13 protein-coding genes are annotated in these 11,363 nt (G+C 49.5%); 7 read left to right on the top strand and 6 right to left on the bottom strand.

All coding sequences use genetic code 11. The features are described 5' to 3' along the window. Nucleotides 1–43 precede the first annotated feature (43 nt). The 4 genes from BWI93_RS29790 to BWI93_RS22770 form a co-directional block, all read right to left on the bottom strand. Nucleotides 44–466 carry a M16 family metallopeptidase gene (locus BWI93_RS29790; protein ID WP_369679207.1) on the bottom strand — a complete coding sequence of 141 codons (423 nt, stop codon included), beginning with the start codon at nucleotides 464–466 and terminating at the stop codon, nucleotides 44–46. Beyond that, a complete protein-coding gene (locus BWI93_RS22780) occupies nucleotides 463–1,407 on the bottom strand; it encodes a M16 family metallopeptidase (RefSeq protein ID WP_369679206.1) in 945 nt (314 codons plus the stop codon). Before BWI93_RS22780 ends, BWI93_RS29790 begins: the two co-directional genes overlap by 4 nt. Before the next feature lie 9 nt (nucleotides 1,408–1,416). Next, complete coding sequence (locus BWI93_RS22775) at nucleotides 1,417–2,733, bottom strand: pitrilysin family protein (protein ID WP_176454301.1); 1,317 nt, start codon at nucleotides 2,731–2,733, stop codon at nucleotides 1,417–1,419. 92 nt (nucleotides 2,734–2,825) lie between these two features. Continuing rightward, nucleotides 2,826–3,509 carry a peptidoglycan DD-metalloendopeptidase family protein gene (locus tag BWI93_RS22770; RefSeq protein ID WP_094815553.1) on the bottom strand — a complete coding sequence of 228 codons (684 nt, stop codon included), beginning with the start codon at nucleotides 3,507–3,509 and terminating at the stop codon, nucleotides 2,826–2,828. A 181-nt stretch (nucleotides 3,510–3,690) separates the two neighbouring features. On the opposite strand from BWI93_RS22770, the gene BWI93_RS22765 reads away from it, so the two are divergent. Then, nucleotides 3,691–5,196, top strand: a complete 1,506-nt coding sequence (locus BWI93_RS22765; RefSeq protein WP_094815551.1) for a peptide MFS transporter — start codon at nucleotides 3,691–3,693, stop codon at nucleotides 5,194–5,196. 56 nt (nucleotides 5,197–5,252) lie between these two features. Here the strand turns inward: BWI93_RS22765 and BWI93_RS22760 are convergent, their stop codons facing one another. Both BWI93_RS22760 and BWI93_RS22755 read right to left on the bottom strand, forming a co-directional pair. Next, nucleotides 5,253–5,699 carry a nuclear transport factor 2 family protein gene (locus tag BWI93_RS22760; protein ID WP_141217569.1) on the bottom strand — a complete coding sequence of 149 codons (447 nt, stop codon included), beginning with the start codon at nucleotides 5,697–5,699 and terminating at the stop codon, nucleotides 5,253–5,255. A 23-nt stretch (nucleotides 5,700–5,722) separates the two neighbouring features. After that, nucleotides 5,723–6,559 carry a cytochrome c family protein gene (locus BWI93_RS22755; protein ID WP_094815547.1) on the bottom strand — a complete coding sequence of 279 codons (837 nt, stop codon included), beginning with the start codon at nucleotides 6,557–6,559 and terminating at the stop codon, nucleotides 5,723–5,725. A 360-nt stretch (nucleotides 6,560–6,919) separates the two neighbouring features. Here BWI93_RS22755 and BWI93_RS22750 point away from each other — a divergent pair, with 360 nt between their 5' ends. From BWI93_RS22750 to BWI93_RS22725, 6 genes are all read left to right on the top strand, one after another. After that, nucleotides 6,920–7,501, top strand: a complete 582-nt coding sequence (locus BWI93_RS22750) for an RNA polymerase sigma factor (protein ID WP_094815561.1) — start codon at nucleotides 6,920–6,922, stop codon at nucleotides 7,499–7,501. After that, nucleotides 7,494–7,808: a hypothetical protein gene (locus BWI93_RS22745; RefSeq protein WP_094815545.1), complete on the top strand. Its 315-nt coding sequence runs from the start codon at nucleotides 7,494–7,496 to the stop codon at nucleotides 7,806–7,808. The genes BWI93_RS22750 and BWI93_RS22745 overlap by 8 nt, the downstream gene beginning before the upstream one ends. Further along, nucleotides 7,792–8,835: an outer membrane beta-barrel protein gene (locus tag BWI93_RS22740; RefSeq protein ID WP_094815543.1), complete on the top strand. Its 1,044-nt coding sequence runs from the start codon at nucleotides 7,792–7,794 to the stop codon at nucleotides 8,833–8,835. Before BWI93_RS22745 ends, BWI93_RS22740 begins: the two co-directional genes overlap by 17 nt. A 115-nt stretch (nucleotides 8,836–8,950) precedes the next feature. Beyond that, the gene (locus BWI93_RS22735) at nucleotides 8,951–9,421 is read left to right on the top strand and encodes a ubiquinol-cytochrome c reductase iron-sulfur subunit (RefSeq protein ID WP_217902319.1); all 471 of its coding nucleotides are present in this window, start codon (nucleotides 8,951–8,953) and stop codon (nucleotides 9,419–9,421) included. Between the two features lie 34 nt (nucleotides 9,422–9,455). Further along, nucleotides 9,456–10,370, top strand: coding sequence for a DUF5777 family beta-barrel protein (locus tag BWI93_RS22730; protein WP_176454300.1), 915 nt, complete (start codon nucleotides 9,456–9,458; stop codon nucleotides 10,368–10,370). A gap of 28 nt (nucleotides 10,371–10,398) precedes the next feature. Next, nucleotides 10,399–10,935 (top strand): YceI family protein, encoded by a 537-nt coding sequence (locus BWI93_RS22725; protein ID WP_094815541.1) that lies wholly within the window; start codon nucleotides 10,399–10,401, stop codon nucleotides 10,933–10,935. The last annotated feature ends 428 nt before the right edge of the window (nucleotides 10,936–11,363 follow it).

Here is an 11,363-nt window from a genome sequence, read left to right as displayed (position 1 = left end):
CCCGCGTTCATGAACGCGGGCTTCCCTGTTTTACTACGTACATTTAATAGCCAGGGGTTTCGATTTGTTTCTCGGAAACCTCGCCGTACTTTTTGGCAGCTTCGCGGTACTCGGCGGTTTTGCCAATCAGTACCAGTTGAAAATGATCTTTCGGGAAATAGGTCTGAATGATTCGTTTCACGGAATCCACATTTAGGGCATCGACTTTCGCCTGAAAATCATTGATGTAGCTATCGTTCAAACCATACGTAAACATCGTAGTCAGCAAACTGGCCAGTTGGGCCGGCGTCTCAAAACGCGGTGGGAATTGACCTTTGACGTAGTTCTTCGCCGAAGCCAGTAGCTTTTCGTCGATCCCTTTCGTATACAAACGACCGATCACTTCAAGGGCCAGATCGATGGCAGGAATCGTAGTTTTAGTCGGCGTGAACGTACGAATGACAAACGTACCACCGGCTTTTTTCATATCGAACTACTGCGAACGCCGTACGTGTAGCCGTGATTTACCCGCAGTTCATCCACTAGCCAGGACGTAAAACGGGCTCCCAGTACCGTATTCACCACTTCAATACCTACGTAATCGGGATTGTTCATGGGCACACCCTTCTGCCCGATTATGATCTGCGTTTCGGTCGCATTTTCCTTATTGACAAGCAGGACGCGGGATTGATTAGGCACGGCTTTCAGGGCTGGAGGTTGCGTGGCAGCCGTTCCTTTTTTCCAGTCTTTAAATAACGTCGTCAGCTTTGCTTTCATCGCCGCCGTATTAAAATCACCCACGACCGACACGACCGTACCATTGGGCTGATAGTGCGTTCGATAAAAGTTTTTCACCTGATCGAGCGTGATTCCGCCAATACTCTCGGGCGTTCCATCGGCGGGCGAGCCATAGGGCTGATTGCCGTAGTAGAAATGATTGAAATACTCACCTAGTACAGCCGAAGGGCGTTGCTTGGCCTGCTTTAATTCAACCAGTAAACGGCTTTTCCGTTTTTCAAACTCGCTGGCATCAAACGCTGGATTAACCAGTACTTCCTTAATCATGGGCCATACCGTTTCCTGATCTTTCACCGCAAAGGAAGACGTCAGCGTGGCCGTCTCCAGCGTGGCGTAGGTACTGAGCTGAGCCCCCAGAAAGTCCAGCTTTTCATCCAGCAGGGCTTTGGGGAAAGACTTGGTGCCAAACTTCAGCGACTCGGCCGTTAGGTTCGCCAGACCATACTGGGTACCATCGTAAACCGCTCCTGCCGGCAGACCTACCGACACGGCCAATACCGGAACCTCGTGTTGTTCCATCAGCATCAGGGTCAGGCCGTTGGGTAATACCAGTTTTTCGTAGCGAGGGAGTTTAAAATTCTGACTGAATCCCGGAAGAGCCAGTAGCAGAAAAAATAAGATCTTTTTCATGTCGAATAATTATTCAGTTTCCTTCTGCAATACGCCTACCGTCCGATTCGATTTTTTGAAGTATGTTTTCGCTACCCGCTGAATGTCAGCCACTGTCACGTTGCGATAGTCCTCGGACGCCGTAAAAAACTTGCGATAGTCGCCGAAGTAGCGTTCGTACCGACCCAGTGTATTGGCTTTGCCGTTGTTGGTCTGGATACTGCGGTAAAAGTCCATTACCTTTTGATTCTTTACCTTCTCCAACTCTGCTTCCGTCACGCCCGTTTTCACCACTTTGTCCACTTCAGCGAGCAGAGCGGCTTCCAGGGTATCCGCTGTTTTGCCATCTGAAGCCTGGGCGGTAAAGGAGAACAGGTACGGATCAATGCTGGGAGCAAAACTCGTATAGGCCTCGCTGGCGATTTGCGTATCAACAAGGGCTTTGTACAGACGCGAGGACTGGCCCCGGGATAAAATGGCCGACAGCAAATCTAGGGCGTAATAATCCGGGTGTCTGGCTTCCGGGGTATGATACGCAATCTGTACGTAAGGCGAGGGCACGTCCCGATTCACCATTACCCGGCGTTCTCCCTTTTGCTCGGGTTCTTTGTTGTGGACGACCGGAGGAGCCGGAGCCAGTACAGGAATGGGTGCAAAGTACTGCTCGGCCAATCGCTTGACATCGGCCAGCTTGACGTCACCGACGATAAAGGTGATGGCGTTGTTGGGGGCGTAATAGGTTTTGAAGTAGTTGACCAGATCTTCCCGTTTCCAGTTTAGAATATCTGACTCATACCCAATGACACTCCACATGTACGGGTGTTGGGAAAAAGCGACCGAAAGCATCGCCTGATCCAGTTCTTCTTCGGGGCTGTTTTCTAACCCGGTCGTATATTCCGAATGCACTACGCCGCGTTCCGACTCGATCATCTTGGGGTCCAGAGCCAGATCCCGAATCCGATCCGCTTCCAGATCGAAAATAGACTCCAGAGCGGTGGCCGGGAAAAAGTCCGTATACACGGTCATGTCCTGACTCGTATAGGCGTTATTTTGCCCGCCATTGAATTCCATGACCTGATCGAACTGCTTGGGGCCGTATTTCTTGGCTCCGTTGAACATCATGTGCTCGAAAAAGTGCGACAGTCCGGTGATGCCCTGTTTTTCGTTCCGTGAACCCACGTTCCAGAACAAATACATGTTCGCGTTAGGAATCGAATGATCTTCCAGCACGAAGATTTTCATTCCATTTTTCAGGGTAAACGACTGGACATCTTCCGCTTTTAGCTGAGCGAAAGCGGGGACGCTCAGCCAGAAGGCCAGCCCCCACATACAAAAGCGTTTTAGCATGATAGATAAGGGGAAAAGTGTAAAATAGGAAAGTTACAGGCAAACCTCGCAACGGGGCTCAACTGTATGATGAATGGTTGGGAAAAGGCTACCTACAAGCCTGGAATCCGAAGAATCAGGTTGGGGTCGGGGCAGTTGGCCAGATACATCGCCCGCTCCGACAAGCTGCATACGCCCGGATAATCGCCCGACCATTCCTGCATCTCTTCAATGATCTGAAAATGCAGGTGCGGCGGCCAGTCGCCATTTTCCGGATACGGTCCGAATTCCGCAAAGGGCTCCCCCGCGGCAATGGTCTGGCCGGGCACTTTATCGCGTAACGACGCACGGCTGAGGTGACCGTACAGCGTATGAAAAAGAGTACCTTCGAGTTCGTGTTGCAGGATAATCGTGGGCCCGTAATCACCAAAATTAGCGTTATCCCGCAGGCTATGAATGGTACCCGTTAGCGGAGCGGAAACGGGCGTACCCGCTTCGGCCCAAATATCGATTCCGAGGTGAATTTCCCGGGGTTCGGTTGTTTGTTGAAAATGTGCACTGCGGCGATACAGAACCCGGTGTTCATTGTAACCGCCGACTCCGCACAGGGCTCCGGCTTCCTGGATTTCCTGGGTGACAAAGTGGGAAAAATCGGCCGTGTTGACGAGTTCCTGTTGCTGTAGAGCCTGATTTCCGGCGGTAAAGTCAAGAATTTTTACGCGAAAACGCTGCCAGTCGAAGGGTACTATGGAAGCAAAGGAAATTTGGTATTTAAGAAGCGTATCAGTAAGTTTCATGGATGGCTGTATTTGGCAAGCCCCAAATCTACGTTTATATTTGGGGTGCTACGAATTACCCTGCACTTGATTTAAAGCTGTCCAGCAGCTTTTCAACGGCTTTAGTAAAGTAGCGGTTGCCCGGCACACGTCTATACGAACTCCAAAGTTTACTTAACTTCATTCATCAAAACGAAATCGGATGCCCGAATTTATTAAACCGCCTCAGACGAAACGGATTTTAGGCCACCCCCAGGGCCTTTTTTTGCTTTTCACCACGGAAATGTGGGAACGCTTCAGCTACTACGGCATGCGGGCCGTTCTTACGCTGTATTTTACGCAGGCGTTGATGCAAGACAAAGCCTTTGCGTCTAACTTCTACGGTGGTTATACGTCACTGGTCTATCTGACGCCCCTGATTGGTGGGTATATCGCGGATAAATACTGGGGCAACCGTCGCTCGATTTTAGTGGGCGGACTGGTCATGGCTCTGGGCCAGTTTTTCCTGTTCTGCTCGGGAAGTATCTATGACCAGCCCGGCGGAAATATGCTACTCTACGTCGGGCTAGGTCTGATGATCGTTGGGAATGGATTCTTCAAACCCAATATCTCTTCGATGGTAGGGACGTTGTACGACCCGGCAGACCGGCGGAAAGATGCGGCGTATACCATTTTTTACATGGGGATTAACCTGGGTTCGTTCATTGGACAAACGATTTGTGCCTTGGTGGGAAATACGGGTCGCCCCGAAGATTTTCGCTGGGCATTCCTCGCCTGTAGCATCGCCCTGTTGTTAGGTACTGTTGTTTTTCAATGGGGAAAAATCAAGTACCTCGTCACCTGGAAAGGCGAACCCGTAGGCGAAACGCCCGTTAACTCTCCCGCCGTAAAGTCGGTGTACTGGGTGTTGCCGGTTTTGCTGGTGGTAGGCCTGGGCATGTTATGGTTTGACGTAAACGTGTATCCGATTCTGCTCTGGTTTCCGCTGATTGGTGGCGTCGGTTCACTGGTTTTTATCCTGATGGATAAATCCCTGAATGCGAAAGAAAAGCAACAGGTGATTGTTATTTACATCGTTTCGTTTTTCGTTATTTTCTTCTGGGCTGCTTTCGAGCAGGCCGGTGCTTCGCTAACATTTTTCGCCGATGAACAGGTGGATCGCCAATTGTTTGGCTGGACCATTCCACCGGCATTGTTCCAGAATTTCAACCCCTTCTTCGTCGTCACTTGTGCCCCGATCATGGCTGGCATCTGGACGTACTTAGGTAACAAGGGTATTGAACCCGCTTCGCCTTACAAAATGGCGATTGGTCTGACCTTACTGGCCATTGGTTACTTGATTATGTTACCGGCCGTAAAAGATCCGGTACCGGGTGTGAAGGTAAGTGCGGGCTATCTGGCGGCCTTGTACTTCTTCCATTCCGTTGGGGAGCTTTGCCTCTCTCCCATTGGTCTGTCCTTGGTGAACCAACTGGCCCCGGCCAAGTACAGCTCTTTGCTGATGGCGGTGTGGTTTCTGGCCAACGTAGCGGCCAATAAATTCGCGGGTACGCTGAGTTCGTACTATCCTGAAGCGGGTAAAATTACCAACTTCCTTGGCTATCAAATGGCGAGTCTGTACGACTTTTTCCTGCTGTTTGTGGTGATGTCCGGCGTAGCAGCGGTACTGCTGTTCCTGTTGTCGAGACGACTCACCCGAATGATGTAGACATAGACATTAGTACTTTAAGAAAACAGCTCCGGATTCATCGTTCGGAGCTGTTTTTATTTTCTACGCGTATCACTAAGCTGAATAATCTTCCAGCCCTGGTCGGTTTTATAGAATTGAAAAGCATCCACCCCTTTGTGACTAGATTCCTTATTGGCGTAAAATTCATAGAATGCCCAGGCCGTCGCCAGCCGGTCGTCTACGCGAATTTCACAGGACGTCAGTCGTTCTTCAATGTTCGTGTCCGATGGAATCGAGCCAATGGCCTTGACGAAGGCATCAATACTCTGACTAAGCAGTAAAGGCTGGCCCTGGCGATTAACAAAGGCCGATTGAAGGCGAGCTGAGGGATGAAAGACACTTCGTACGAGGTTGGTATCCTTCTTGGCCATTCCCTCAAAAAGCCGATCCACGACGGCCCGAATCGCAGATTCTTCCGTTTGCTGAGCCTGTACCGAGAAGATACTCAGGCCTAATACACTCGTCAATACAATTTTTTTCATGTTGAAGGGATTCAATGGTTTAACTACCTAGATTTATGTTTGGCCATGTAGGAAAGGTAGCCGACAATTTCGTTAATTTCTTTCGCTTCCAATCCCAGCGTAGGCATTTTCACCTTATTCCGGTACTGATCGGGGTGAGCGATGAAGGCTTTCAGGTCATCCGTTTTCCAGTACTCGGTTACACTTTTAGGAAAATTCAGCTCAGGACCAAGCGTACCCCCAACGCCGTTGAGGGCATGGCAGGTTAAACAGTGCGTTTTGAACAACCCGTACCCTTTGACGACGGAATCGTCTTCTTTGGGAAATAGGGCTGCGGTTTCTTTGGAAGCGGAGGTCAGCGAGATTTTAACCAGGTTGTACGGCCACTTATACGTAGCGTCGTCCCCCGGAACGTCGGTATAACAGATGTAATACGGAGCAATTTTCTTGGTTTCCGAACCTTTCTGCAAGGTCGTCCAGTCCTCTCCTTGGGGAGCATCGTAGTCCCGAACAGCCAGATACGCTTTCTTGCCCAGTACTTTCGTCAACGGCATGGAAGGATTATAGCCATCCTCGCATTCAAAGACGACCTGCGTTTCGGCAGGATTGACGCTCCTATACGCCGGTATCTGTTTCAAAACCGTAGCTAAGGGTATGGCATCAAAGGTCTTGTTGCGGTGAAAAACGGGATCATTTGGTACGGTAATTGATTCCGTTGGCCCCAGCTTACCTTTCCACGCCACTAAGTCAATCGATAAGGAATCCGTACTTGCCTTCGGAGCTTGCGAAGTAGAATCAGTTGCTTCCGCCTGCGTCGCTTTCGAAGCGGGCTGGCAGGCCACACAACCCAGAAAGAGGATAGAAAATAAAGCTCGTTGCATACCGGCAAATATCAGAAAAAAGACGAGATGCTGCGAAGGTGCATAAGGTTTGACGGTTGATTTAAGGTGCAGGTTTGAGGCCCACGAATGTCATTTCTGGTTGCTAGTATTGAACGCTCGTAGCGTTAGGAGCTGATTTTTAGTTTAAGTACTGAATCGAATTTCTTAATTCAGAAACTTCAGCATCTACGGCTCGTTTTGACCCTTTAAATTAAAACAGTACTCTAAAATCTTTACAATTTTATTATTCTGATTATCAGCATCCTATTCAACTATTCTCTACTTTTTCAGAAAAATTCATTACACCCGGGCAACCCTTTCGTCTTATCCTGCGAGTATTTGATTGAAACTAGCCAAAACGTGATTAAAATCACTCCCGCAGAGCTATTGCCCCTTCTACAGGGCTGTGCCCGGAACGAACGAAAAAGCCAGGAGCGACTATACCGGCTTTTTTATTCGTTCGCGATGAGTATTGCATCACGGTATTGTCCGACGAAAGAAGAAAGTCTGGAGGTAGTCAACGACGGATTTCTGAAGGTCTTTCACGGCATGACGCATTATCAGATTGAAAAACACGAACCCGTACCGTCGTTCGTAGGCTATTTCAAGAAAATCATCATTCACACAGCCATTGATCAGTATCGAAGCAGCATTAAGCATAGTCACCAGGTAAATCTGGAAGAAGGTATTTCCGTTTCCCACACCGAAAGTCCGCTCGACGGGCTGGCTTATGAAGAATTGATTGGATTAGTACAACAACTGACGCCCGGCTACCGGGCCGTATTTAACCTATACGTCATTGACGGCTATTCGCACGAAGAAGTAGCCCAACAACTGGGCATCACCGTTGGCACCTCCAAATCAAATTTAGCAAAAGCCAGACAATACCTGCGGGAGCTGTTAAAACAAAGTCATGAAGAACGATCCTCCAAATATGTCTGATGATCAGCTGGATGACCTGTTCAGACAGGCTGCCTCGGGCTACGAACCGCCGTTCGATCCGGAGGCTTGGAAACGCATGGAGCAAAAGCTCGGCGGGGATCAGTATTTCAAATCGGCAGTTAGACGATTTACGCTCATTGAGGCACTGGTGGTGCTGAGTATGCTGGGCTTATTCTGGTGGGCCAGTCACGGACCTATCCCGGCGAAAATGGGCACGGAGCCTCAGAAACGGCGGTCGTACGTGCGACCAAGCCTCTACTCAAGTAGAATCAGTACCAACAACCCAGCCTTTGCCCGCTCAGCGTAACCCGGAAGCTTCGCCATTACTTTCTTCGGATTCAGAAAAAATAACCCGTACGCATGAGGATACGTCCGCAAACAGGTCGACCTCCGTACGTCGGACTTTAAAGTCAGTACAACGTCCAACTACGCCGAGTCGCTACGTTTCCGAAGCTCCATTAGTGGCTTCGGACGTAAGCCCTCGGAAAGCCCGGACTTTTAACTCTCGCAGACAGTCCATTCCCGACTATTCCAAGCGGCAATCGCGTCGGCGAGAAGAGGAGAACCTGGTACCCAAGTTAGCCGTACCTCAACCTACGGTTTCTGCTGATACGAGCAGTACGAAACTGGGAATAAAGGCATTAACCGCGTTGTCCTGGAAAGCGTTACCGGTTGATCTGGCTTTTCAGGTTCCGGATTTAGAACAGTCCAACGAGCCGGCGGCTTCGGTACCCCAGCCCCAACCCCGCTGGGCCTTACAATTGATGTTGTCGCCAGATTTCACCCGCGTTCCTGGTAGAAGAGCGGCTACGGGCGTCAATACGGGGCTTCAACTGGAATACCGGCTGGCCCCACGCTGGCGAGTAGCAGCCGGAGTTATTTACTCACTTAAAAACTACGCCGCTACCAGTTACGATTACCGACCCTATAAGGGATATTGGACGACTTACCATCGCCCGGACCAGATCGACGCCACTTGCCGGATGCTGGATCTGCCACTCAGTGTGACCTTTGATGCCTGGAAAATCAAACAGAATCAATTTTTCGTGAGTCTGGGAAGTACGTCTTATCTCATGCTACGGGAGAATTACCGGTATCAATATACCACCTATGAGTACGACATCGAAAAAAAGCGTACGGGAAATCACTGGCTGGCCACGGTCAATCTATCGCTGGGTTTCGAACGACCCATTACCTCCCGTTTGCAGTTGCGTATAGAACCCTTCGTAAAAATGCCGCTGGGAGGTGTAGGCTTTGGAAACGTGCGTTTGCGTACGGAAGGTATATTCTTTACGCTTCGCTACCACTTACAAAAGCCAACTATAAAATTCTAGTATACAGAACATTACTAGCTGCTAACCGTCCATTTCCCTCTTGCGTGCAACGCTGCGTTAGCGTTGGCCGTAATGATTCGTAACCGAAAGGCTACTCTGAAACGTATTACCCTTTTTGAACCCTATAACTGTAAACGACATGGCGACGATGGACCGCAAACAATTTATGAGTATGGTAGGTACCGGTATCGGTGCGATTATTCTGCAACAATGCCTTTCGGGCTGTAAAAATGAGAAAGATGATCCCGTAGATCCCGGTTCCGGCAACGGCGGTACTGGCGGCGTCAACCTCTCCCTTGATCTGACGAATGCAACGTATTCCAAACTAGCTACTAACGGCGGTTACGTGTATACCAACGGCATCATCGTCGCTCGTACCAATGCGGGCACGTACATCGCCGTGTCTCAGGCCTGTACACACCAGGGCGTTTCGGTGGAGTACCGAACCGGAACGAATGATCTGTATTGCCCCGCTCACGGTTCCCGCTTCAGCACTACGGGTTCGGTGGTACAAGGCCCTGCGAATGCCGCTCTCAAACAGTACAAAACTGAACTTACTGGCACGACGCTACGCGTTTTTGAATAGTCGTTTTTTGTTCCGCTCTTCACCCGTCTTTTGTATGAAAACCTCCGTTTTTTTCTTCCTTCTAGGATTCGTATGCCTGAGTCAGACGGTACGTGCTCAGGACGATGATCTGCTTAAATCGCTGGATCAGCCTACCACCCAAACGTTTACTTCAGCGACGTTTAAAGGTACTCGCCTGATTAATGGTCATACGGTCGAGACCGTCAAGGGTAAGCACCTTGATTTCCTGATTTCGCACCGTTTTGGTCGGCTTAATTCGGGTGTTGATAATTTCTACGGCCTGGATGAAGCTTCGATCCGTCTCGGCCTCGAATACGGTATTACGGATCGACTGACGGCTGGCGTAGGTCGCAGTAATATTCAGAAAACCGTCGATTTGTACCTGAAATACCGCTTGCTTCGTCAGAGTACGCAGGGCTCACCGCTGAGTGTTACGTTGTTTGCTTCGGATGCCATCGTCACCGAACCCACGCGTAGCAACGCCAGTAGCACCCTGTATTATAACAACGGCGAACGCCAGAACTGGACTTTTCAGGCCTTGATTGCCCGTAAATTCAGCGATCGTTTTTCGCTGCAACTCATGCCCACGCTTCTCACCCTGGCGAAGCCCGAACAAGGCCCCAAAGCGATTCCAGCCGTGGGTATTGGTGGACGGTTTAAAGTCAGCAAACGCGTATCGATTAATGCCGAATATTACGCCCGTTTCCTCAGTGAAAGCGACCAGCTAACCGCTCCCGGTGGTGTGAAATCGTACAATGCCGTTGCCATAGGCGTTGATATTGAAACCGGCGGTCACGTCTTTCAATTACACTTCACCAACTCGCAGGGCATGATCGAGAAGCAATTCCTGAGTCAGGCTACGGGCAATTTCTTCAAAGGAGATATTCATTACGGCTTTAACATTTCCCGCACCTTTAGCTTCGACCGGAAGTCGAAAAAAGACTGGTAATTGCTCATCCTAAATCCTTATCCAGACCATGAAAATACTTTCGTTTCTGTTGGCATTTGCTCTGTCTTTTTCCGCTCATGCTCAACTTTTCCTGACGCAGACGGGCGAAACCCGTTTCTTTTCCAAAACTCCCGTGGAGGACATTTCTGCCGTAAATAAGAAAGTGGGCGTTGTGCTCAATAGTCAGACGGGCGAAATCGTGGTACGCATGGCCATCACGGATTTTAATTTTCCGAATAAACTGATGCAGGAACATTTCAACGAAAACTACCTGGAATCGGAAAAGTATCCGTATGGTCTGTTTCGGGGAAAAGTTCAGAATTTACCCGACCTGACGAAACCCGGAACGTACGACATTTCGGCTCCCGGTAGCCTGGATATCCACGGCGTAAAGCAGGACCGTACGATGAAGGGCAAACTTACCGTACAGGGGGACAAGATCACGCTGCAATCGGATTTACAGGTCGCTCTGGTCGATCACAAGATTGAAGTACCCAAACTCGTCTTCGCCAAAATTGCTGAGGTTATTGATGTAAAAAATCAGTTTGTGTTGCAGAAGAAATAAGGTCTTCCGTTTGGAAGACCATCTAACCCGAAAAGCTGAGGTTTAGGTATCAATAAGAACGTTTTTTTCTGACCTCTCTCAGGCCCTTTTCGGAAAGTTATCTACGAAACTCACGGTATCCAATACTCCGTGAGTCTCGCTGCTTGTGAGACTAAAGTAACGCCTTCAAAGAAAGTTACGAAGAAGCATACGGGCTAAGCAATGTTCGCTGTTGTAGATTACAATCTGAGATTTGCTTGCGGTACCTTGGTGAGGCACGGGATTATAAATCCCTCTCCGATCGCTTTCGGATTGCAAATCCGAAAGAGCCGCTTCTGCATGCCAACTCGCCAGCCCCGGAGGGGTTCCATATCCATAGCCCCGTATGCAATGCGGGGTATGTACAGCCTACCCACTTAAAAAGTCCGTAGTGAATACTACGGACAACC

The organism is Siphonobacter sp. BAB-5385, from assembly GCF_002261125.1.
Classification (GTDB): Bacteria; Bacteroidota; Bacteroidia; order Cytophagales; family Spirosomataceae; genus Siphonobacter.
Note: the sequence above shows the minus strand (reverse complement) of the source record. Positions and strands in the feature narration are given on the sequence as shown.

Coding starts and splice junctions, on each gene's coding strand:
- BWI93_RS22755 (WP_094815547.1), bottom strand. CDS start 6,559: ATGCAACGAGCTTTATTTTCTATCCTCTTTCTGGGTTGTGTGGCCTGC.
- BWI93_RS22760 (WP_141217569.1), bottom strand. CDS start 5,699: ATGAAAAAAATTGTATTGACGAGTGTATTAGGCCTGAGTATCTTCTCG.
- BWI93_RS22745 (WP_094815545.1), top strand. CDS start 7,494: ATGTCTGATGATCAGCTGGATGACCTGTTCAGACAGGCTGCCTCGGGC.
- BWI93_RS22725 (WP_094815541.1), top strand. CDS start 10,399: ATGAAAATACTTTCGTTTCTGTTGGCATTTGCTCTGTCTTTTTCCGCT.
- BWI93_RS22770 (WP_094815553.1), bottom strand. CDS start 3,509: ATGAAACTTACTGATACGCTTCTTAAATACCAAATTTCCTTTGCTTCC.
- BWI93_RS22780 (WP_369679206.1), bottom strand. CDS start 1,407: ATGAAAAAGATCTTATTTTTTCTGCTACTGGCTCTTCCGGGATTCAGT.
- BWI93_RS29790 (WP_369679207.1), bottom strand. CDS start 466: ATGAAAAAAGCCGGTGGTACGTTTGTCATTCGTACGTTCACGCCGACT.
- BWI93_RS22730 (WP_176454300.1), top strand. CDS start 9,456: ATGAAAACCTCCGTTTTTTTCTTCCTTCTAGGATTCGTATGCCTGAGT.
- BWI93_RS22765 (WP_094815551.1), top strand. CDS start 3,691: ATGCCCGAATTTATTAAACCGCCTCAGACGAAACGGATTTTAGGCCAC.
- BWI93_RS22775 (WP_176454301.1), bottom strand. CDS start 2,733: ATGCTAAAACGCTTTTGTATGTGGGGGCTGGCCTTCTGGCTGAGCGTC.